Below are 23,446 nucleotides of genomic sequence, written 5' to 3' on the forward strand. Positions count from 1 at the left end.
TATCGTTAATAAGATACTATAATCTAAACAAATAGAAACATAGAGTTTACGAATCATTTTCCATTTTGGTTTCTGATTTATGTCATTTGGAACAACAACGATAATAGGACATACATGAACTTTGAGTTTGGACTCGTAGGTTTTGCGGCGTTAATTTGCGTAGGCATTCTGTTACATCACCCTTCTCGTACTCTTGGCTTACCTTCTCTTTTGATCTTTATGGCGGTAGGTCTGGTCATAGGTAACGGTGAATTTGGTTTCGTCTATGACAACTTTACACTTACTTCTGCAATCGGGGCGATTGCATTAAATATTATTGTCTTTGTCGGAGGTTTGAGTACTTCGACACAAAGCATCAAAGTTGCTTACAAAGAAGGTGGCGTACTTTCCTCTCTTGGAGTTGTATTTTCCACTGTTGTCTTCGCGGGTATTATCTATGTTCTCTTTGGCCTCCCGCCGGTGCATTGTTTACTATTTGGGGCAATAGTTTCCTCAACAGATGCAGCTGCGGTCTTCTCTATCCTTGAATCCAAGAAACTAAAACTCAAAGAAGACACTGACACTATCTTAGAATTCGAATCAGCAACTAATGACCCTGTCGCTTTGATACTAGTCGTATTGCTGACCAATCTTGCACTTACTCCCGATACGGTTCCTTCAGTTACAAGTATCGGAATCGAGTTATTACTACAGATCTTTGTCGCGCTAGCTATAGCCATTTCTATCGGTAAGCTATGTACTCACCTGTTAAACAGCATCAAACTTGAAGAATATGGGCTAATCCCGGTTTTCATTTTAGCTTCCGCAGTGCTAGCAATGTATGGAAGTGATTTGCTCGGTGGCAATATTCTACTCGCTTCCTATGTCGTTGGAGTGGTCATTGGCAACGGCGTAAAACGTGGTATGGAAGTCAGTCGCCACTTTTTTAATAGTCTTTCGTGGTTAGCTCAAGCAATATTGTTTGTTGCTTTAGGGTTACAGATCTTCCCTCAAGAACTCTTTAAGGTGTTCTGGCAATCCTTGCTGCCTGCTTTCTTGTTGATTCTTGTAGCAAGACCGATAGCAGTACAGTTATGTTACCTACCTTTCAGAAAAGCCAGTTGGCAAAAGCGTTTATTTATATCTTCTATCGGGTTGAAAGGAGCAACACCTATTGTATTTGCACTAATTCCTGCGGCTGCAGGAGTTGAAAACGCGGTTACTATGGTTCATATGGTGTTCTTTATTGTTGTCATTTCTGTGTTCGTACAAGGTGGGGCGATTGAAGTGTTGGCAAACAAACTCAACCTTAAAGAAGTTAATACACCAGAGGACTAAACACTTATTCTATATACACACGATTGTTTAAGAGTCTATAAAACAAAAGAGCCAGAGAAACTCTGGCTCTTTTAGTTCACAAAAACCTTATTTAGCCGGTTTATTGTGACAATGCTCAATCGCCGTTTTCATCAGCTCTAACGCAGACTTGTCACACGGTGGCAATGCAGCATCGCTAGTGCCAATTGGCTCGACTCTTTCGCCCCATTTGATGTAGCTAGCGCCCCACGTCAGACCCGCACCAAATGCGGCTAGCAACAAGTTATCTCCTGGCTTAACTCTTCCTTGCTCCATTGCTTCACAAAGAGCGATTGGCACAGTCGCAGCGGAAGTGTTGCCATATTTTTGAATATTGACGAATGCTTTATCTTGGTCGATTCCAGATAAATCACACAAGGTTTGAATGATACGGATATTAGCCTGATGCGGAATCACAACATCAATATCTTCTTTAGTAAGGTTAGAACGAGTCAAAACAGTATTCGCTGCCGCCCCCATTCCTTTTACCGCTCGTTTGAAGATCTCTTTACCAATGAAGTTGAACTCAAAGTAACCGTTATCTGCTGCGAATCTCTCCATAGAAGTGCCAAATTTTGGCACAGCGAGAATATCGCGACCTTTTGCATCACAACCAATTTGTGCATCTTGAAGACCGACTTTACTTTCAGTACGAGAGAGCACTGCAGCACCTGCCCCGTCACCAAATAGTACGGCGGTATCACGCTCACTCCAGTCAATAAAGAACGAAAGTCGCTCAGCACCAATAACGATGGCGTTACGATAATTGCCTGATTGAATCAGTTTTGTGGCCGTTTCGAGCCCATAAACGAAACCTGTACAAGCCGCATTTAGATCAAACGCAGCGGCTGCTGGAACACCTAAGTTTTGCTGAACTCGTGATGCTGTATTGGGAATCAAAGAATCTGGAGAACACGTAGCAACGATAATCAAATCAACTTCATCTGCCGTGATTCCAGCACATGCCATTGCATGTTTAGCAGCAACGGTTGCCATTTCAGAAGTGTTCACATGGCTAATGCGACGATTTTCTATACCAGTACGGGTTCTAATCCACTCATCGGATGTTTCCATTACAGTGCTAAGATCGTGGTTAGATAAGATCGCTGGTGGAAGGCACTTACCCCAACCAGTAATTTCGGCGTAAAATGTTGTCATTCTGTACCTATTTTTTTATAGTTTTCGTCAATCGAGATAGACAAATAATATCAATCAGCTCACTGTGATAAGTTTCAATAATAACTTGTCTATCCCGACTCTAAGAGCTTCGAGTATACTCATAATCTAAGGCTCACAGAAGCCTAATTTCATAAATTCAATACACGGTTGGGAGAGACCATGTCGACTATCAATACCCGTTGCCCATCATGCAATGGACTTAATCGTTTACCCGCAGAAAGAATCACCGAGTCACCTAATTGTGGTCGTTGTAAAGCACCGCTTCTTGATGGCCAACCAGTTGAAGGGACGGTAGACAACTTCTCCGCACTTTTGAACAGTAACCAACCTGTTGTTGTCGATTTTTGGGCCACGTGGTGCAATCCTTGTGTTGGTTTTGCGCCCGTCTTCCAACAAACCGCCGAAGAACGCAAAGGACAAGTACGATTCGTGAAAATTGATACAGAGCAACAGCAACAACTGGCAGCTCAATTTCAAATCAGAAGTATTCCGACCATTATGGTGTTTAAAAATGGTCAGCGCGTAGACGTAATCAATGGCGCCCTGCCAAAAGGTCAATTCGACCAATGGTTAGAGCAAGCTATTGCAAAATAACCGCCATAGAGCGCAGGAGCGCTCTATCTTTCTTCATTCGATTGCATCACTTGTTTACGATATGCACTTGGCGAACTACCCATATGTTTTGTGAACCTATGGGTAAAATTGAACGGATCACGATATCCTAATCGCTCCGCAATCATGGCAATTGACCAATCGTTATTTCTTAGCAAATCACACGCTTTTTCCATACGTAGATTAATGAGTCTTGCTCGTGGTGACACGTTGTAAAGTCGCTTACATATTCGTGCGAGCTGCTCTTCGCTTAAAAATGTTCTATTCGCCATCGTCTTAACAGTCCATGGTAGATGAAGCTGACCTTCAATTTGACTGAACAAAGCTTGTACTCGAACGGTCGAGTCAGTAGGTTGCGACTCAAATCCAGTAATAATACGGCACACTTCCCCTACTAGCAGTTTTCGATAACTTGCTCTGCCACCAATTTCCAAATACAGGAGTGTCATTAAGGCCCAAATCCGTTCACAACCATGAAATGGCAGTACTTTCTGTCCTAAATCAGATAACGCTTGCCAACGTGGTCGGTCTTTAGGTAGAAACCAGATCATGCGCCAATGTTTATATTGAGGGTTGATCTCAAATCGATATGGTGTGTGTGCAGGTAATACGACTATCGAGTACGGCTCGATAGGAGCAACAAAATCCTCCGTCATCAACACGCCACCACCTTCGATTGTGAATAAGACTGTGTGTACATCAATGCCCTTACGCTCCACATGGTAGCCTTCAATCAAGTTTGCCATTCCAGCCATGAAGATATCTTCAGGAATGAACTCGGGGATATCATTAGACGAAAGAAAGCGTTCTTCACATGCCTCCGATAAAAAGACTTCATCTATCCACTCAGACTTGATGTTAAATTCATCAATGACGGATTCGCACAGGTTTTGTCTATTTTTGAACATGGTTTTGATGTCCCAATTTTCTTATATTACCACCGTTTATATGATTCAAATCACACTTTCAGGAGGGCAGCTATGACAACTAAAACCTATCTTAAGTCATCTAACAAGGCTTCTCAAAACCATCTTCTCTCTTCTGTGGTAAAGCTTGGTTTCCCCGTCGCAATTCAAAGTGCACTTGTTGCAATTTTGGCACTGGCGGACGTACTGATGGTTAGTGATTTTGGTAAGGAAGCAACTGCTGCAGTGGGCATTGCCTCTAAATGGCACTTTGTCGCTATTATGATCATGGCCGGAATGGCTTCAGCCAACGGTGTACTCGTTGCTCAGTATTGGGGGCGTAACGACAAACGTAGTGCCAAAACAATCACTCAGCTGTCGATGGAGTTCGGAGCAAAACTGCTAGTACCCGTGACTTTAGGCATCACGCTCTTCTCCAGTTTTATTATGATGTTGCAAACCAACGACGCTACCGTTATTGAGCTTGGTGCAACCTATTTATGGTATGCGTTTCCGGTACTTATATTGACTCACGTAGTGATTGTAGCGGAATCAGCAATGCGCTCATCCGGTGACGCTGTCACACCTTTAATTCTCGGGGCTATGACAATCTTTATCAACATTGCCCTCAACTTCTGGTTAATTAAAGGCGGTATGGGTGTCCCTCCAATGGGCGTAGCCGGCGCTGCATTAGCGACAACCATATCAAGATTACTTCAAGTGGTTTTTATCTGGGTATATCTCAACTATCGTAACCATTGGCTTCTTACAGAAGCGAAACTTGAGAATACCGAACGACTCTGGGGTTCTTATAAAAAACTCGCGGTGCCGACCACGCTTAACGCTATTTTATGGGCAATGGGTACACTTATGTACCAAGTGATATTTGGTCATATGGGCACTACCGAGCTCGCTGTTTTCAGCATGATGGGACCATTTGAGTCGCTGTGTTATTCGCTGTTTTTTGGTATTTCGGTAGCCTGCTCTGTGCTACTTGGTCAATCCTTAGGCAGAGACGAATTTGAACAGGCATTCAGTATGTCTAAATTCTTTATTAAAGCGGTATTCTTGTTTGGAATCGTCACAGGAGCAATTCTACTACTTGGTCGTGAAGTCATTCTTGAGTGGCTGAACTTAACCACCAATGAACTTTATCCGCTTGCTGCACCCGCTATGTTCATTCTGTGTTGTGCGATATGGTTACGCATGCTGAACCTTATTATCATCAACGGTATTCTGCGAGCCGGAGGAGATAATAAGTTTTGTTTAAGAATGGACTTCATCGCAATGTGGACTGTGGGACTTCCGCTAACCGCATCCGCAGCGTTTGTATTCGGACTTGAATTTCAGGTTGTCTATGCCTGTATGCTTTTTGAAGAAGTCGTTAAGTTTGCTTTGTGTTTCCATCGCTATTTAAAACGTTATTGGATGAATAATTTAACCGTGGTTAATGCATAGTAATCTGCAAAATCAAAAAGGCTTCACTTGTTTAGGTGAAGCCTTTTGCTATATGTTACTAGAGTACGTAAAGTTGTTACTTAATCCGTATTTTCCCCAGCCTGCTGCATCAAATAACTTGTCGTTGGTTCAATAGTATTAATCAGTTTCTCTACTTGGAGTATCGCCTCTATAGACGTGCTGTTTTTGCGGTAACTGATAAATAAAGGACGAGACCAAACCTCAGACTCGTCGACTTGATAGAGCTGTCCAGAGTCTAAGAAAGGCTCAACAAGTGAAGATGGCAAATACGCACAACCACCCTTCTCAAGAATAAAGTCCAACGCAATTCGACCTGTTGAAGTACGTAGATATGGTGCTGGAATATTTGGGTGTCTGTCCGCATGCCCAAAAGCAAATTGTGTACCCCAATCCACGTATACATATTTATCTTTAAAAGCATCATCAAGCACACGTTGCTCTGTTGAAACCAGTACTAGTGTCAATTCAGCAATCTGATGGCTTTTAAATTCCTCGACTTTAAATGGGTCGAAAGAGAATGCAAGATCTAATGTGCGCTCAAGTAGTTTCCTATTTAGCTGCTCACGACCCAGAGACTCAGCAACAAAGCCATAGCCGGTTAATGAGTCAGTGACGACACTTAAACAGTTTTGCAGATAGGCATCCCAAATGTTAGGTGTACCACCAATCGTCAATTGCAACGCTTTGTTGCTCTCTAGTGATAAGTCAAACGTCGCTTGCTTGAGCGTCGATACCATTACTTCTGCGTACCCTATTAGCCTTTGGCCAGCCGACGTTAGTTGGATGTTGTTTCTGTGTCTTGTAAACAGTCGAGTATCAAAGTATTCCTCTAGTTGTTTAATGCGAGCACTCACAGCGGCCTGAGTTATATAGAGATTTTCTGATGCGCGGCCAAAGTGCTTTTCCTTCGCGACTTCGAGGAAAGTTTGAAATACTTTTACGTCCATAAAAATGACTCTTAAACAGATTCTAAGTAGTTGAGCTAACGAAAAAGTTAGCTCAGTATTCTTACACAGTTATGCTGTATTAAGCATAAAGAAATTTTGTGATTTCGACAAAAACAATTCGTTTCCTTTCTTTCCGTTTTCACACTATTTTCAGCATCGAACCAACACGGGATTCAACGGTTTAGTCGACTTTTCTTTGGATTGTTGCGGAGCCACCTGAATTACCTTGCTTTACTACCTATTTGCTTTGAGGTCTCTATGACTGAAACTCAATTTCGCCACGGCAAGAAACGTTTTTATGATGCAGTAAAGTTTCCACGCGGATTCGCTAAATCGGGAGATTTTACACTTTTGGAAGAGGACATCTTAGTAACTTATGGTGAAACTATGCTTGCGCTTGAGCGCGGTGATATTTCACCAGAGAACGCTGAAGAGAAACACTTCACTAAAGTGATCGTTAACCCGAGTAAGGCGAAATCTAAACTGGAACATACTTGGCTTAAATACGTTCGCTTAGCACGCGGAAGACGAGCGTTCCACACTTTAAATAGTAAATCGAAGTATCACGAAGCTTCGAAAGACTATGATTATGATATGGATAACGATGACGTTCTAGAGCCAGCATAAGTATTGTGATCTTTCCTCCTAAACGCAAAGTAGAGCCAAGTGCTCTACTTTTTTTTGCCCAGAAAAAGCTCGTATATTCTTCCTAACCGAATCACAAAAAACCGCCCGAAGGCGGTTTAATTAGTCAATCAGAAACGCTCTGCTTGGGTCTACATAGACTTTGTCGGCCATCGCTTCACGTCCTAATAACATCATATATGACATATCCTGACGATTACTTAATGTAATTTCAATTGGCCACTCTCTATCCCCCAATCGGAATAGCGTTTGAATCACACAACGTTGCTCTGAGTCACCGTTGGATGATTTGATGCGCCTTGAGTCGTGGATAAGTGACTCACAGTGTACGATTTCTTCCAAATGATAGATATCTGGATGAAGATCGTATTGAACGTACATGCGCCCGTCACGTTTGAAGCGTTCAAGGTTGTCCACATGAAGAGATGAGGTTTTAGCCCCAGTATCAATACGAACTTCGAGATCGAAGATTCCCAACTCAGGAAGACTGCACACTTCCAAGTTACCAATTATCATTCTGTCATTATATGTGTTTGGCATAGTGTTACATGCTCGGTTCTACAGGAACAATCGACTCTTGCATGATTTCGATATGTTCAAATACCTCTTCTGCGCTATCTCCAAAATACGCAATGTGATACATAGCCTCACCTTCCTGTACTAAAGGAATGTTCTGCTTACCAATGATGATACCCGTACGGTTTGATTTTACTTGGCTGATATTATTTCCTAGCGGGCCATTGATATCTGCCAATGTTTCGCCTTTCTCAACCATAGAACCAAGTTGTACGTACTCTTTAACAAATCCACTCGCATCTGCACGAGTCCAATCACTGCGGTTAGCGATAAACGGTTCAGTTTTCGCTTTAGAAACACGCTTACGAATCATGCCAAGTGCTTTGAGCACTCTCAAAACGCCTTTAACGCCAGTCTGAATCGATAGTTCGTCAAAACGTAACGCTTCACCAGCTTCATAAAGCAACACTCGAGCACCATGATTTACAGCAGCTTCGCGTAGAGAGCCATCACGGATGTTTGCATTCAACAATACTGGTACTGCAAATGCTTCCGCGAGACGCTTAGTTTCTTCATCTTCAAGGTTGGCACGAATTTGTGGCAAATTAGATCGATGAATCGCGCCTGTGTGTAAGTCAATACCATAATCACAATGTGCGACAATGCTTTCTAAGAAAGTATGAGCTAGTCGACCAGCAAGAGAACCTTTCTTCGAGCCAGGAAAACAGCGATTGAGGTCTCTGCGATCTGGCATGTAACGGCTTTGGTTTAATACGCCGTAGACATTCACCATAGGTACATAAATTAACGTACCATTCTGGAGTTTTAGGTTCTCTGCGATAAGACGACTGATGATTTCAATACCATTCAACTCGTCACCATGTACCGCTGCACTGACAAACACCACTGGGCCTTCTTTTTTAGAACGAATGACCTGTACTGGTATTGATACTTCTGCATCGGTATACAGCTTAGCTACTGGTATATCTATTTCTTTACGCTCTCCCGGGCGTATTTCTACGCCCGCAATGACAAGCTCTTTTGCCATTTAACCACGTCCTTTTGTTTTGTTGTTGTTAGGCTTGGCATTTTTCTCGATAAACTCGTAAATTAAGCCCGCCACATCTTTACCTGTCGCGTTTTCAATTCCCTCAAGACCTGGTGATGAGTTAACTTCCATCACTACTGGACCATTTTTTGATTGCAGAATATCAACACCACACAGGTTCAGTCCCATCGCTTTAGCCGCAGCTACAGCAGTTGCGCGTTCCTCTTTAGAAAGCTTAATAAGCTGAGCACTACCACCGCGATGTAGATTTGAACGAAACTCACCTTCTGCCGCTTGACGTTTCATCGCCGCAATCACTTTGCCACCAACGACAAAACAACGAATATCAGCGCCATTAGCTTCTTCAATGAACTCTTGTACCAAGATGTTAGCTTTAAGACCCATGAAGGCTTCGATAACACTCTCAGCAGCTTTGTGAGTTTCTGCAAGCACCACACCGATACCTTGAGTACCCTCTAACAGCTTAATGACAAGCGGTGCGCCACCAACATTCTTGATAAGATCTGGAATATCATCTGGCTTACTAGCGAAACCAGTTCTTGGCAGACCGATACCTTTGCGTGATAGCAGTTGCAATGAGCGCAGCTTGTCACGTGAGCGGCTTATCGCAACCGACTCGTTTACACAAAATGTACCCATCATCTCAAACTGACGTACTACTGCTGTTCCATAGAACGTAATAGATGACCCAATTCGTGGAATGACTGCATCGTATTGAGGTAATTCCTCACCCATATAACGGACTTTAGAGTTACTACTAGTAATATCCATATAGCAATGCAGGGTATCAATGATATCCACTTGATGTCCCCTCGCTTCCCCTGCTTCTTTTAGGCGGCGAGTTGAGTACAAGTTTTCGTTGCGAGATAGAATCGCAATGCGCATGGCAGTATCCTCTTATAGATGTTTAGTTTTATGAGTGTGAAACCCCGGTATCGGACGACCGGAAAGAGCGTGCACCTTAAGAGTTTAGTCGATAAAAATACAACGATTGTTTTTGACCGTTACGACAATTTATTTTTATCGTTAATTACGCAAATTTTGGGCATAAAAAAACCGGCTTTCGCCGGTTTTTGTTAATAAATTCATTCAGATAAAAGGTATGTAATCAAAGTGTTAGAATGAATATTACTTATTAGCCATTTCTTTCTTAACCATTACTACTGCTGCAACTACGAAAGTAATGATGAGTGCTAACTCCATTGAGTTCCCCTTAGATTAAAAAGTTATTTCATACATAAAATTAAGTACTGATACCATTTTATCAAAATTACAACAATTTCATACTTTTTATTCACTGCTTAAGGAGATCTAGATCAAAAAAGAGCGCATTATGCGCTCAGTTGTTATTAATGGTAATTAAATGTTAATAAAACATTATTCCGGATACCCTTCTGGGTTTTGCGATTGCCACTTCCAACCGTCAGTTGTCATATCTTGCAATGATCGTGTAGCCACCCAACCTAAATCTTTATTAGCCTTACTTGGGTCTGCCCAGCACTCCGCAATATCACCAGGGCGACGCTCTACAATCTTGTAAGGAACTTGTTTTCCTGAAGCTAACTCAAACGCCTTAACCATATCTAAAACACTCGAACCATTACCCGTCCCAAGGTTATAGACGTGCAAGCCTTTTTGATTATTCAGCGTCTTGAGAGCCGCAATATGGCCATCTGCTAAATCCATAACATGAATGTAGTCACGAACACCGGTACCATCTGGCGTCGGATAGTCATTGCCGAATACCGAAAGAAATTCACGACGTCCAACAGCAACCTGCGAGACGAATGGCATTAAATTGTTAGGGATCCCTTGAGGATCTTCACCCATTTCTCCGGTTGGATGTGCCCCTACTGGGTTGAAATAACGTAGCAAAGTTATCGTCCAGTCTGGGTTGGCTTGCTGAAAGTCTGTTAAACATTCTTCAACCATTAACTTACTTCGGCCGTAAGGGTTAGTAGCACTTGTTGGGAAACTCTCTGTAATAGGAACAGAAGCTGGATCACCATAAACCGTTGCAGATGAACTGAACACTAAGTGCTTAACTCCGGCTTCTCTCATCGCGTCTACTAAAACTAACGTTCCGTTAACGTTGTTGTCGTAATACTCAAGTGGCTTTTCAACAGATTCACCAACCGCTTTTAATCCAGCAAAATGAATAACTGAATTGATATTGTGCGCTTTCAGAACTTCCAATAGCGATGATTTATCGCGTACGTCACCTTGGATAAATGCAGGTCGTGTACCAGACACTTTTTCTATTCTGTCTAACACAGCTGCTTTTGCATTGTATAAGTTATCGAAAATGACAGGCGTCATACCTGCATTTATTAACTGTACACAGGTGTGGCTACCTATGTAACCAGCGCCGCCAGTAACCAAAACATTCATGTGCCAACTCCATGTCTAATCTACAAAGGATTATATGCAATCAAAACTGAATTACGACTATCAATGGTGAGAATTACTCAATTTTTTCTTTAGTTGATTGATTAATAGGCGATTGCCAACTCTTCAGGGTACCCTCTACTCATCGCGATTTGTTTCGCCCGATCTTCAATAGCGTCAACGTCCTCAATTATTGAGTCCACGTCATTGCCTGTAGCGGCTGGGATACCAAACCATTTTTCAGCGATCTTCTTACCGGCAAGTAGCGCAGAAGAAGCTTTCACAATTTCTAGTCGAGCGTAACGTTCTCCTTCGAAGCTTACATCTGCAGCTCGAAGGCTTGGGTCGTTGCCCGGAATTTGCTGCGCACCGTACAAAGGTGTTCCAGCTGGCTGAGCTGTCTCAAAGCAAGGAATATATTGACTAAGGTGTTGTATCGCGTTGCAAGCTCGCTGTGTTTGAACTTCCAAAGACCAGCCTTTGTCGACTTTGTTAATTAGGTTTTGCGGTAATTGAGGCTGCGCACTCTCTGAGGTCGACTGAACAAGCCCTTCATTAAATAAAGTAATGTTCTTAGTCATACCGTGAAGCTGAAAGTAACCGCCGGGATAAGGTGTCAACTGAGCCATGCCTTGTGGCGTACCACGCTTGCCATGAAAGATAATTTCTGGCCATTTTTCGTTCTTATGACTTTGCCATTGAGTGACATAGGCGGCTTTAAACTCTACAAGACGTTTTCGTGATAATTTCAGTTGATCATCAATTATACCTGTTCTAAAGCCGCAGGCATTGATGACAAAATCAAAATGAGCTTCATGGCCATTTTCAAATTGTAGTCTATACCCATCACCCAATTGAGAAACACACTGAATGCAGCGACCCGTTTGAATGTCCAGGTTTTCTAGATTATCAGAAGAGAGCTCTACTGACGCCGCCACGCGAAATAGACTTAGGCCGTATTCCTGTACTACGTAAACCGGATACTTAAGCTTGTTCAAATCAGCATGCTTTGCGAAAGGTATTAACCACTCATCGATCGTGGAAGGTTTTGTTGGGGCTTCAAGTGATGCCAAGGCTTTCAATTGTGCGAAGCTAAACTCATGAAAATAGTCTTCGGGACTACCCAAAACTTGGTTAGCTGGATTTGCTTTAACTAATTGTAGATAGCTTTCTCGGAGCAGTTCTAAACGAGGTAACAAGGACTCCGGTGTACCATCATCATTCTTCGGGACGGCTATAACGGTGGGACGCTTATTGACGGTAGCGGGAAAGAACTTCACGAAGTCTATCGACTGTACTAGCAAATCGAGACATTGTTGCTGGGAAAGCTCACGATACAGATTGCCGCCAGCATGTAGATGACAGATTGGTGGGCCGCTAACTAGATTGTCGTTTTTTTCAAACAGCGAAACGCTTAGCCCTTGTTTTGCTAGATAAAGTGCCACCGTAGAACCAGCTACACCTCCACCAATGATTGCAACTCTTTTACCGCTGGTTGCCACCGCTAAATCTCTGTTCATCGCTTAGTTATGGGCGTTATAAAGGAGGTCAATTTTAGCCTTTTAATTTATTAAAAAAAATCACTATTTTTGTGATGTTTTTCTTGACAGTAATTCAGTGCATAACTCAAACCAATGTAGATTTTGATTGAAATTCCTTTCCATTACCGATAAATCAATGGTTACAGTTTTATGCCAGTAATTTTACTATCGAGTTATCCAAGACTTTATCCACCGATTTTGTGGATAACTCATCAAAATCGGTGGCTAAGTATTAAGCAAACTGCTTCTGACTTGTAGTAAGCATTTGTCGTATCAATGAAAATAACACCAGTGCTAATGTAACGAATGCGATTACTGGTACCATTACCCACGTGGATAAATGCCAACTCCACGGCAATTCAAAACCGAATTTCATGATCGAACCAACTACGACTTCTGCGCCAAGTGTAGCGACAAGGCCAGCTGTTATCGCCATAATCCCGTACTCGGCCCATATCGTCCGAACAATTCGTTTTCGACTGGCGCCAAGTGTACGGTACAGACGAATCTCTGCCTGTCTTTGAGATAAGCTCAAACGGAGTAAAGTAAAGATGAGTAACACCCCAGATAAAACGCCCAATGCCGCTAATACGGTAATTGACCAGACTATTTGGCTAAGTAACCCTTGAATCTTCTCTCCCATCAAACGAATATCCATTAAACTCACCGTTGGGTGATTTCGTGATAATTCTCCAATTAAAGCATTATCTTTGTCTTCGAGTCGAAAGCTCACTAACCACGCGCTTGGGATATCAGCCAGCACATCAGGGGTAAATATGAAGTAGAAGTTTGGTTTCATATCGCGCCACTCAACAAAGCGAATGGAGTTGATTTTTGCCGTTACCTTTTGCCCATTGATCGTGAATCCAAGTTCATCCCCAAGTTTGAGATTCAGGTTTTCTGCGACCTCTTTCTCTACTGAAACACCGTTAGTTTCAGTCCATTCTCCCTCAAGTACCTCATTATAAGTCGGAAGAGTTGCAGCATAAGTAAAGTTAAGCTCCCTACTTAGGGCATCTTCTTGTTCTAGCCCTTGCTTTTGTCGAGATTGAGCGTCTTCCCCATTAATCTCAGTTAATCTGCCTCTAGATATAGGAAACGCCTCTGAACGCTGGATATTGTTGCCGTCGAGTGCATCTAGGTATGTTTGCTTCTCATGTTCGCCTATATTAAGCGCAAACGCATTAGGAGCGTCTGCTGGCAGTGTTCGCTGCCAATCACTTAATAAGTCACTTCGGACTAACCAGATTGTCGTCAACAACATTAATGACAGTCCTAACGCACCATATTGAAGTCCAGTATGCCGCTTGCTACGGTTGATGCGACTGACCGCCAGTTTCATAGAGACAGGCAGCGACACTTTTGAAAGAAGTAAGGTGAAAACAACGCTAATCGCCCCTAAAACTAGAAACAACCCAACGATGCCCGCGAGAACTATCCACACTAAGTTGTTGTCACGATACGCAATAAGCAAAGGAATAAGGGGAACTAGAATCAATAGGTAGATGAATCCGCCACGCTTCTCATCTGCACTTTGTAACACCTCTACAGAAGAGACTGAGATAAGTTTATACAGTGGTATACCCAGAGCTGGTACACCGATACACAAGCTAGAAACGACAGCGATGAATGCTGGCGTCATGCCATAACTTGGAAGTGGATCGGGTAGCAGGTCAGTAAGTGGCAATCGAAGTAACGTTTCGAGAAGCGTACCCAATACCAAACCTGCAAAGATCGCTAACACCACCAGCAACAAAGTTTGAATACTAAGCCAGCGAACCAACCATGCTTTGCTTGCTCCTAAGCTTTTTAACATAGCGACAGTTTGTCTTCTGCTCTGGACGTAATTTTGACAAGTCAGAACTAACGTTGTTGCCGCCATAATAATGATGATAGCGACCGTAAGAGACAAGTACTGAGTGGTTCGATCGAATATTTCATTAGTACGACTACCCGAGCTTTGATCTCGCCATCGGTCACTTGGTGTTAGCTCTATTTGGTCTTTTAATGTTGCAATCGCGGTATCGTCACCCGTTAAATAAGCCCTGAATTGAACACGACTGCCCAATTGTACCGCACCCGTGGCATCTACCGAATCTTGGTGAATATATGCAGTAGGCATCTGCTGGAACGGATTAAAGCTAATACCGGGCTCCTCCAAGATGACGCCACTCACCGTTAAATCTGCGTCACCAACAGTGACAACGTCACCCTGACTAACACCAAGCTGCTCAGCGATCCGACTGTCCAGCCATAATTCTCCAGGTTTCACGCGATGCTGAGTACCCGTATCGGTTGCAAGGGTTAATGTTCCTCTCAAAGGAAATCTATCGTCAACTGCCTTAACGGTAATAAGCTGCATGCCATTATCACTAAAAGACATCGTGGCAAAGCGAGTATAAAAAGAAACGTTGAGTCCAGAGGACTCAATATATTGTTGATTGATTGGCGTTATCGGGTTCGCTGTGATGTATACCGTATCAGCGGTAAGTGCATCTTTGCCCTGCTTGACAATGACTTGCTCCATCCGCTCTGCAAGTGCTGCTAAGCCAAAGATACAGGCAATGATTAGAGTGAGTGAGATAGCAATCGGCCAAAGTTGCCCTTGCTTAATTTCATCAATGCTCCAACTAACTAGCCTTTTGTTAAGTCCTCCTTGTGCCATCGCTTATTCCTCTTCCAACTTTCCAGCATTCATGTGGAACACGCGATCACAACGTTTTGCTAGCGTTAAATCATGGGTAACTAACACTAATGTCGTGCCATGTTCTTTGTTAAGATTAAAAAGTAACTCAACGATCTTATGCGCTGTATTTTGGTCTAAGTTTCCAGTCGGCTCATCGGCGAAAAGGATTTTGGGACTGGTCATGAATGCTCTAGCAATAGCAACACGTTGTTGTTCTCCCCCTGACAATTGCGATGGCAAGTGATCGATACGATGACCAAGACCAACCGACTCTAACAGTGCTTTAGCTTTCTCAGTATCCTCATCTTCTCCCTTCAACAGGCAAGGTAATGTCACATTACCCAAAGCAGATAGACTCGGAATCAACAAAAAGCTTTGGAAAACGAAACCCAAATGGTCACTGCGTATCTTGGCTCGAGCCTCATCATCAAGACTGGATATGTTTTGTTCGAGCAGCTGAATCGTCCCATTTGAAGGTACATCTAGTCCAGCCAACAAAGTCATCAGGGTTGACTTACCTGCACCCGATGTTCCCACGATTGCGATGCTTTCACCCTCTTGAATAGACAGATTTACATTCTCTAGGATTGTTAAATGCTCCGTTTTCGTAGACACTACTTTGGTCACTGATTCAGCTTTGATTATGGAAGAACTCATGATTCGGCAACTTTCCTATTTCGTTTTAATTGTTATTTCCTTGGCCTCTTTTCATGCAAAAGCGGCAACGTTACTCATTCTCGGGGACAGCTTAAGCGCAGGTTACAACATGCGCGCAGAACAGAGCTGGCCAACGATGTTATCTGACGAGTTATCATCAGGTGATGAACCGATGAAGGTCATCAACGGCAGTGTTTCTGGCGATACTACGAGCAATGGCCTCGCCAAGCTCCCTGGTCTTCTTAAACAACACTCGCCAGATTACGTCCTAATAGAATTAGGTGCTAACGACGGCTTAAGAGGATTCCAGCCTAGCATAATCAAGAACAACTTGGCGTCGTTGATTGAGATGAGTCAACAGGCTGGTTCAAAAGTTCTGCTAATGCAAATTCGTATTCCACCGAACTATGGAAAACGTTATGCATCGATGTTTGAGGGTATCTATCCTGCCCTTGCCCAAGAGTCTGGGGTACCTTTGTTACCCTTCTTCTTAGAGCAAGTCATTATCAAACCAGAATGGATGATGGAAGACGGATTACACCCAAAACCAGAAGCACAACCTTTCATCGCCCAGTTTGTAGCAGAAAGTATGCAACCCCACCTTTGACTCTCCCATTGAAACTTTTTTAAAGTTTCCTCAATTTGAGGGCATCAGATTCACCTTTTTGATGCCCTAGCTCAATATAATTTACAACACTTTACGTTATTCTGTTCCTTTATCATCGTCTTAGATAGGTTGTATAAATGATAATTGAACCGATTATCAGCGGTGTCGTCGCACGGTCAGCCCACCCAGAGGGCTGTAAAAAGGCGGTCGATAACCAAATTGATTACGTAAAGTCTGCCGATCCGATCAAGAACGGACCTAAACGAGTACTCATTATTGGTGCATCTTCTGGTTTTGGATTAGCAGCGAGAATTGCTCTTACATTTGGTGGTGCTGAGGCAGATACCATTGGTGTTTCCTTCGAGCGAGGGCCTTCTGAGAAAGGCGTCGGCTCTGCCGGATGGTACAACAACATTTACTTCAAGAAACGTGCAGAGCAAGCCGGTAGACGCGCTATTAACATCGTTGGAGACGCATTTTCAACGGACGTAAGAGAACAAGTTATAGAGGCTATTGAGACTTACTTTGAAGGAGAAGTGGATCTGGTTATCTATAGCCTTGCTACTGGAGTAAGACCGAATAGCGAAGGTGGCTTCTGGCGTTCTGCAATTAAACCTATTGGAGAGTCTGTTTCCGGTGCAACTATCAACCTAGAAACTGAACAATGGGAAGACACCACTTTAGAGCCGGCCAACGATGAAGAAATTGAAGGCACACTCAAAGTCATGGGCGGCGAAGATTGGGAAAGCTGGATTGATACTCTGGTTAATTCTGACTCTGTAGCAGATGGATTCAAAACTATTGCATTCTCGTATATCGGCCCAGCAGTAACACACCCTATTTATTTAGACGGAACTCTTGGCCGAGCGAAAGTAGACTTACACCAAACTAGCCATGCCTTAAACTTGGAATTGTCTAATTTCAATGGCAACGCTTACGCTGCAGTTTGCAAAGCACTGGTCACAAAAGCGAGTGTGTTTATCCCGGGTTTGAGCCCTTACCTACTTGCTTTGTACAAGACCATGAAAGCACAAGGTAAGCACGAAGAGTGTATTGAGCAGATGCAACGTTTGTTTTCAACCAAACTCTACGGCCAAAGCAAAATTCCAGTGGACGGTGAGCGTTTGATTCGAATGGACGATTGGGAACTGGATCCAGATATTCAAAATCAAGTAGGTAAGCTACTCGACCAAATGGACGCAGACAATTTCAAAGCCGTTGGTGATTTTGAAGGTTTCCAGCGAACATTCTTGAATCTGAATGGATTTGCCCTAGATGGGGTCGACTATTCTAAAGAAGTTGATGTAGATAGTCTTTATCGATTAAAACCATAGTTTATTGCATCTTTTAACCACAGTCTCACTTTTGAGACTGTGGTTATTCTTATCCCTCTCTACCTACCTGTAAAGCCTCCGTGCATCGCTCGCTGCTAATAGACTACTTATACTTAAAGAATAATAAAGTTCGGTTGAATCAATAATCAGTGATCATTACAAACCACAGGATGTGGAACTATCTATGCGTAATTATCAAGCGTTAGAACCTTTAGGCTTTCTTTCTGATTCGGATATTCGAAAGATAAGAGGCGTACTTACATTACACGAAAGTGACCGTATGAATGAACCTGTATGGGGATATTGTACACTGCAAAACCAATCGATAGCTTTACAATACATTGACCATAAGAGCGCAACGTCACTATTTCAAAAGGGAGGTGAATCCTCTGCCCCCTTTCGATTCCCTTGTAACCATGAATCAATCGCCAAGTATTTTGAAAAGCTTTTAGACAAACTAAACATGGATATGTCCCAATATACTGTCGATTATCTCGAAATCTTCAACGCCAGCGACAAGCCGTTAGGTTTAGCGTTTATCATTCATCAATTTGATAAGGATGCAAAAAACACGCTACGCCTACTAGTCGATCAGATTCAATCCATTGCTGCACAAAAAAAACTCTCACAAACGATTTTGGACATGGAATTAAGCTTTAAAACGTCGCTTAAAGAACGTGACCACCAGATTGCTTTGCTTGAACAAAATCTTCAAAACCTAAAATCGAAAAATTCCCTTCTAGAAAGGCAGATGCAGTATCAGAAAAATCATGATTCGGCCACTAACATGTTAAACAGACAGGGGTTGGAAAATGCTCTAGAAGCCTCATTCAACAGTCGGGCTATCATTGACGGTAATGCGTATCTTTCTGTCATTTTTATCCAAATCACTAACGGAGAACGAATTCAAGCCAGGATTGGCTGCGATGGCTTTGATACGTTGCTATCGTTATTGGAACAGAAGATTAGCAAAAACACGCCACACATCCATTACTACGCTCGTATTTCAACGACTGAACTTGCATTAACAACCATTGTTCCCTCTTTCGACGAGCACTTTTTACCCAACCTTTGCCGACAACTGTCCGAAGTAGCACGGCAAGGCATGTTTTATCGCGATCAAGAAGTGCATCTACATGTCTTTATGGGCGTGGCAAACTCGTACCATACCGATAACTCTACAGACCTGATCAATAACGCATTTCACGCTGCAGTATCATGTAAAGAGTCAGGGGCAACTGTAAGTACATTCACCCAAGCAGACCAAGATGAGCAGAAAGAGTTTAACCAGCTTGAACACTATTTACTTCAGGCCGTGAGAAATGACGATCTTATTCTTTATTTTCAACCAAAGATCGACTTAAAGAATGATAAATGGATAGGTGCGGAGGTACTGCTGCGTTGGAAGCATCCTGTTTTGGGTGACATCTCCAATGAAGCTCTAATTCATATGGCCGAACAAAATGGGCTTATTGTTGAAGTAGGTTATTTCGTGCTAATGAGCGCGATTGATAAAGCGTCTGAATGGATTGAAATCGCACCTGATTTCACTCTGTCTGTGAACGTATCTGCAAAACAGATCTGTTCAGCCCGCTTTGCTGACAGAGTTCTCGAGATTTTAGAAAACAATGAGTTACCATCAACCAATTTAGAACTAGAACTCACTGAAAGTTGTCTTGTTTCTAACTTCGAAGTGGCTTATCAAAATATAGTTCGCCTTAAGGGACATGGCGTTCGATTTGCTCTTGATGATTTTGGTACTGGGTATGCTTCGTTTAGCTATCTTCGAAAACTTCCATTCGATTGCATAAAAATAGACAAAGAATTCCTCTCTAACATACTTCACAATGCTCAGGATAAAGCGATACTTCGTTCAATAATCAATATAGCTAAAAAGCTAAACAAGCAAGTCGTCGTCGAAGGTGTAGAAACATCAGAGCAACACCGATTCGTAGCAACCGAGAGTTGCGACGTCGCACAAGGGTATTACTACGCTAAACCAATGCCTAGAGATATATTTGAGGCCCATCTCGAAAAACAGTACCCGCCGCCCAAGCAATTCATAATCCGATAAGCTTTTATTTTACAGCATAGTGCTTTACCCGCAGCTGTGAGGCTCCTATAATCCCGCACCAACCTTAAGAAATTCGAGACATTCGACATGGATCTATTAATCGCCAAACTAAAAAAAATCGAGAAGCAAAATTATCGTGCTTACCAGCAAATCAAAGGTAGTTACGATTTCTCTGACTTTGATTTTCATATAGATCATGTTCAATCTGACCCTTACGCAGCTGCATCTCGCGTACGAGCATTCAGACAATGGGCACCAAGCGGTCTTGAATGGTTAAAAGATCAGTCACCAGCTTATCAAATTGCCGCACGAGACTATATTGCTCGCCAATTTGCTGCTTTTGCAAAGCAAGAGAACAATGTCTCCATTTCATTAACTGGTCAAACGGTGATGGACTCAACAGCCGTTATTTTTACCGACGAAGGGATTGAGCTTCGTTTTCGCGTTAACTTGCCAGCGGAAGGTCGCAGCATCTTAGCGAAGAAAGCCATTAATATGCTGACGTTCCATCTACCAAAATATATTCGTAAAGCGACATTAGAGCGCGAATTAAACATTCAAGAACTTAAGAAGCACTGCGAAGCAGTAGAAGATCAGGTAGCACTACGAGAGCAGCTTGCTGCGAATAACTTAATTGCCTTCGTTGCCAATGGAAGTGTATTACCTCGAATCGCAGGTAACTGTGATTTACCAATGAAAGACGCCATTCCATTCACGTCACCAGAATCACTCGAAGTAACGTTACATCGTCCCAATCAAGGTTATATTAAAGGCATGGGTATCACCAAAGGTGTCACATTAATTGTTGGTGGCGGCTTCCATGGTAAATCGACTTTGCTTAACGCACTTGAACGCTCCATTTACGATCATATCCCTGGTGATGGTCGCGAAGGGATCGTCACCGATGCAGATTCATGCAAAATTAAAGCGGAAGACGGACGCTCAATTCACAATTTAAACTTGAGTAATTACATTAATCATCTGCCATTTGGTAAACAAACCTCTGATTTCAGTACCCAAGATGCTTCAGGTTCTACGTCTCAAGCAGCATGGCTACAAGAATCCATTGAAGCAGGTGCCAGCGCTATCATGATTGATGAAGATACCTCAGCGACGAACTTCATGATTCGTGATGAGCGTATGCAAGCACTAGTATCTAAAGGTGATGAGCCTATTACACCATTTGTTGACCGTGTTGGGCAGTTAAGAGATGAGCTAGACATTTCAACTATCATTGTTATGGGTGGTTCTGGCGACTACCTAGATGTTGCGGATACTGTGATTCAAATGCATGACTATCAGGCAATTGATGTCACAGAGAAAGCACAACAAGTCATAGCGCTTCATCCAACTGAGAGGCAGAATGAATGTGAGAAACCTCTGGAACTGATTCCACCTCGTCATGTTGATTGCGCACACCTACAGCAGCTATTGATCGATGGAAAATTCCGAGTATCTGGCAAAGGCGCAAACAGTTTACGATTTGGAAAAGAGTTTATTGATGTCCAAGCACTGGAGCAGCTTGAATCAAATTCTGAGCTCAATGCTATTGGTTGGCTATTGTTCCAACTAGCACAACAGCCTGGCTGGTCAACACATCCACCAAAAGCGCTATCCGAACTGCTTCAAGGTGATTGGAGTGCGACTATGCCAAATTCAGGTGATCTTGCAAAGCCAAGATTGGTTGATACGCTAGCGACCTTAAACCGCCTCAGAGGCGCGAAAATGCGTCAGCCGCGTTAATTGGGTTATACCAAATGTAGTGAGTCATCAGACTCACTACTCCTTCAATAGTGACCACGCTTCGCAGTAACGTCTAAACTTCTCAACATCCCCACCTTCACGGTCCGGATGCCACTTAAGGGCGAGTTTACGCCACGCTTGTCTTATCTCTCTTTGTGTTGCCCACTCATTTAATTCAAAACACTTAAGCGCAACACTTCGTGACATTGTCACAGATGAAACACCAACAAAATGTTTATACCGTTGCCAAAAGTCCTCTAACAAACGTTTGACCTCTCCTGTATCAGCCTCATAGTGTGACCAATCAAGATAATATTCTCTCAATGGGTTATTTTTATCTATGGCGTGGTCCCCAGAACGGTAAGAGAAAAGTTGAATGTTCATAGCTTCGACTTGCAACCACTTCTCGGGTATCAGTAACTCTTGTAGCTGATACAGAGCATTCATTAGTAAGAAGTTTCGTTTAAAAAGATCTTTTTCTGGAGATTCATCCAATGAAGGTATCAAGCCTGCGTCGGCGAGTTGAGAAGCTAAGGTGTGAATTTTCAAACCATCCACATTGTTCTCAATTAAATGTAATACCGACCAAAGCAATGGGTTATCTGCTTGTCGATGAGATTTGACTTCGCAATCTGTAGACCCTGTCAATCATCCTCTCCTATTACACTGTGCTTTCATTTAGAGATTAGCACTTCCATCCCTTGAGTACACAAAAAAAGGCCAGCATAAAGCTGACCTTGATTCTATCCGTTAGATAACACCTAACTCTCTCAATCGTTCCATTAGATAGCTATCAGCTGTGTATTTATCTGACAGTACAACCTCGGGATTTGGGTGCAAGAATAGTGGTAATGAAATACGAGACTTCTCTTGCTTCTCACCAGTTGGATTGATAACACGGTGAGTTGTCGAAGGGAAGTATCCGCCACTTGCTTCTTGCAGCATATCACCGATGTTGATGATTAAGTTTCCAAAGTCACATGGAACATCCAGCCACTCATCATCCTTTGTCATGACTTGAAGGCCCGGTTCATTCGCCGCAGGCAAAACCGTCAGTAGGTTAATATCTTCATGGGCAGCAGCACGAATCGCGCCCGGCTCTTCGTTACCGGTCATTGGTGGATAATGCAGTACACGTAGTAATGTCTTTTCGCTGTTCTTGATCATCTCAGACAGTTCAATCGAAAACTTGTCACTTACTTCTTTCGGAGCATTCTCTTCTACCCAGCCAAGAAGCTCAGCAGCGAATTCATTCGCTCTTCGATAGTAATCCAAAATTTGCTCTTTGAGCTCTTCTGGGATCTGTCCCCAAGGATAGACATGAAAGTACTCTTTAATGTCCTTAACTGAGTGCCCTTTAGCAACTTCAGACACACTAGGTGGGAAATAACCGTCTTGGGTCTCTACATTAAAGTGAAACTCATTCTTCCTTTCTGTGCTAAAGAACGCGTGCCAGTTCAGATAAATCGATTCTACAAGTTCTTGAGGAATTGGATGGTTTTTAAGAACCCCAAATCCCGTTTCTCTCAATGAACGTACAAACTGCTCCGCTGCATCTGGTGCTAAATAATCAACCGTTTCTAATTTCATGACTTTGCTTTCTTGTCGTTATGATTTGACGCAGATGTTAGAAAAAAGTTGGCGTTTTTTCAAAGAATCTATTGTATAGCTGTGTAAACGCTTGCGTGTTTTGTGCTATTCGTCACCAAAAACGGTTACAACCTAATTG

20 protein-coding genes are annotated in these 23,446 nt (G+C 42.8%); 8 read left to right on the forward strand and 12 right to left on the reverse strand.

All coding sequences use genetic code 11. The features are described from left to right. Positions 1–114: 114 nt before the first annotated feature. Complete coding sequence (locus JKJ11_RS19345; RefSeq protein WP_252039812.1) at positions 115–1,317, forward strand: potassium/proton antiporter; 1,203 nt, start codon at positions 115–117, stop codon at positions 1,315–1,317. An 87-nt stretch (positions 1,318–1,404) separates the two neighbouring features. Here the strand turns inward: JKJ11_RS19345 and JKJ11_RS19350 are convergent, their stop codons facing one another. After that, positions 1,405–2,493, reverse strand: coding sequence for a ketoacyl-ACP synthase III (locus tag JKJ11_RS19350; RefSeq protein WP_171392005.1), 1,089 nt, complete (start codon positions 2,491–2,493; stop codon positions 1,405–1,407). A 180-nt stretch (positions 2,494–2,673) separates the two neighbouring features. Between JKJ11_RS19350 and trxC the strand changes: the two genes are divergently transcribed. Next, positions 2,674–3,108 (forward strand): thioredoxin TrxC, encoded by a 435-nt coding sequence (gene trxC / locus JKJ11_RS19355; protein ID WP_236111625.1) that lies wholly within the window; start codon positions 2,674–2,676, stop codon positions 3,106–3,108. 23 nt (positions 3,109–3,131) lie between these two features. On the opposite strand, the gene JKJ11_RS19360 is transcribed toward trxC, so the two are convergent. Then, on the reverse strand, positions 3,132–4,034 hold the full coding sequence (locus JKJ11_RS19360) for a helix-turn-helix transcriptional regulator (protein WP_171391159.1): 903 nt from the start codon (positions 4,032–4,034) through the stop codon (positions 3,132–3,134). A 72-nt stretch (positions 4,035–4,106) separates the two neighbouring features. Between JKJ11_RS19360 and JKJ11_RS19365 the strand changes: the two genes are divergently transcribed. Then, positions 4,107–5,489, forward strand: a complete 1,383-nt coding sequence (locus JKJ11_RS19365; RefSeq protein ID WP_252039813.1) for an MATE family efflux transporter — start codon at positions 4,107–4,109, stop codon at positions 5,487–5,489. Positions 5,490–5,569: 80 nt separating this feature from the next. On the opposite strand, the gene JKJ11_RS19370 is transcribed toward JKJ11_RS19365, so the two are convergent. After that, positions 5,570–6,457 carry a LysR family transcriptional regulator gene (locus tag JKJ11_RS19370; RefSeq protein WP_252039814.1) on the reverse strand — a complete coding sequence of 296 codons (888 nt, stop codon included), beginning with the start codon at positions 6,455–6,457 and terminating at the stop codon, positions 5,570–5,572. A gap of 258 nt (positions 6,458–6,715) precedes the next feature. Here JKJ11_RS19370 and JKJ11_RS19375 point away from each other — a divergent pair, with 258 nt between their 5' ends. Beyond that, positions 6,716–7,084 carry a MaoP family protein gene (locus JKJ11_RS19375; protein ID WP_031495460.1) on the forward strand — a complete coding sequence of 123 codons (369 nt, stop codon included), beginning with the start codon at positions 6,716–6,718 and terminating at the stop codon, positions 7,082–7,084. 120 nt (positions 7,085–7,204) lie between these two features. On the opposite strand, the gene JKJ11_RS19380 is transcribed toward JKJ11_RS19375, so the two are convergent. The 7 genes from JKJ11_RS19380 to JKJ11_RS19410 all read right to left on the reverse strand — a co-directional run bounded on the left by JKJ11_RS19380 (position 7,205) and on the right by JKJ11_RS19410 (position 15,959). Then, entirely contained in the window at positions 7,205–7,642 is a 438-nt protein-coding gene (locus JKJ11_RS19380; protein ID WP_031495458.1) for an ATP-dependent zinc protease family protein, read from the reverse strand. Positions 7,643–7,646: 4 nt separating this feature from the next. Beyond that, positions 7,647–8,666: a succinylglutamate desuccinylase/aspartoacylase family protein gene (locus JKJ11_RS19385; RefSeq protein ID WP_038226967.1), complete on the reverse strand. Its 1,020-nt coding sequence runs from the start codon at positions 8,664–8,666 to the stop codon at positions 7,647–7,649. After that, on the reverse strand, positions 8,667–9,572 hold the full coding sequence (gene rimK / locus JKJ11_RS19390) for a 30S ribosomal protein S6--L-glutamate ligase (protein ID WP_038226968.1): 906 nt from the start codon (positions 9,570–9,572) through the stop codon (positions 8,667–8,669). A gap of 492 nt (positions 9,573–10,064) precedes the next feature. Next, positions 10,065–11,078: a UDP-glucose 4-epimerase GalE gene (gene galE / locus JKJ11_RS19395; RefSeq protein WP_236111628.1), complete on the reverse strand. Its 1,014-nt coding sequence runs from the start codon at positions 11,076–11,078 to the stop codon at positions 10,065–10,067. A 101-nt stretch (positions 11,079–11,179) separates the two neighbouring features. Then, positions 11,180–12,595, reverse strand: a complete 1,416-nt coding sequence (locus JKJ11_RS19400; protein ID WP_252039815.1) for an FAD-dependent oxidoreductase — start codon at positions 12,593–12,595, stop codon at positions 11,180–11,182. A 253-nt stretch (positions 12,596–12,848) separates the two neighbouring features. After that, positions 12,849–15,281: an ABC transporter permease gene (locus tag JKJ11_RS19405; protein ID WP_124942139.1), complete on the reverse strand. Its 2,433-nt coding sequence runs from the start codon at positions 15,279–15,281 to the stop codon at positions 12,849–12,851. A gap of 3 nt (positions 15,282–15,284) precedes the next feature. After that, the gene (locus tag JKJ11_RS19410) at positions 15,285–15,959 is read right to left on the reverse strand and encodes an ABC transporter ATP-binding protein (RefSeq protein WP_006071725.1); all 675 of its coding nucleotides are present in this window, start codon (positions 15,957–15,959) and stop codon (positions 15,285–15,287) included. Here JKJ11_RS19410 and tesA point away from each other — a divergent pair. The 4 genes from tesA (at position 15,958) to JKJ11_RS19430 (ending at position 21,717) form a co-directional block, all read left to right on the forward strand. Continuing rightward, positions 15,958–16,566 (forward strand): multifunctional acyl-CoA thioesterase I/protease I/lysophospholipase L1, encoded by a 609-nt coding sequence (tesA, locus tag JKJ11_RS19415; RefSeq protein WP_006071723.1) that lies wholly within the window; start codon positions 15,958–15,960, stop codon positions 16,564–16,566. The two genes, JKJ11_RS19410 and tesA, sit on opposite strands and share 2 nt — an antisense overlap. A 137-nt stretch (positions 16,567–16,703) precedes the next feature. Next, a complete protein-coding gene (gene fabV / locus JKJ11_RS19420) occupies positions 16,704–17,900 on the forward strand; it encodes an enoyl-ACP reductase FabV (protein WP_006071722.1) in 1,197 nt (398 codons plus the stop codon). A 184-nt stretch (positions 17,901–18,084) separates the two neighbouring features. Next, positions 18,085–19,974, forward strand: coding sequence for a putative bifunctional diguanylate cyclase/phosphodiesterase (locus tag JKJ11_RS19425; RefSeq protein ID WP_252039816.1), 1,890 nt, complete (start codon positions 18,085–18,087; stop codon positions 19,972–19,974). An 87-nt stretch (positions 19,975–20,061) separates the two neighbouring features. Next, positions 20,062–21,717 (forward strand): ABC-ATPase domain-containing protein, encoded by a 1,656-nt coding sequence (locus JKJ11_RS19430; protein WP_006071719.1) that lies wholly within the window; start codon positions 20,062–20,064, stop codon positions 21,715–21,717. A gap of 36 nt (positions 21,718–21,753) precedes the next feature. On the opposite strand, the gene JKJ11_RS19435 is transcribed toward JKJ11_RS19430, so the two are convergent. Next, positions 21,754–22,365: a DNA-J related domain-containing protein gene (locus JKJ11_RS19435; protein ID WP_252039817.1), complete on the reverse strand. Its 612-nt coding sequence runs from the start codon at positions 22,363–22,365 to the stop codon at positions 21,754–21,756. 102 nt (positions 22,366–22,467) lie between these two features. Further along, entirely contained in the window at positions 22,468–23,307 is an 840-nt protein-coding gene (locus JKJ11_RS19440; protein ID WP_252039818.1) for an isopenicillin N synthase family dioxygenase, read from the reverse strand. Positions 23,308–23,446: the final 139 nt, after the last annotated feature.

It is taken from the genome of Vibrio sp. SCSIO 43133 (genome assembly GCF_023716845.1).
GTDB lineage: Bacteria > Pseudomonadota > Gammaproteobacteria > Enterobacterales > Vibrionaceae > Vibrio > Vibrio mediterranei.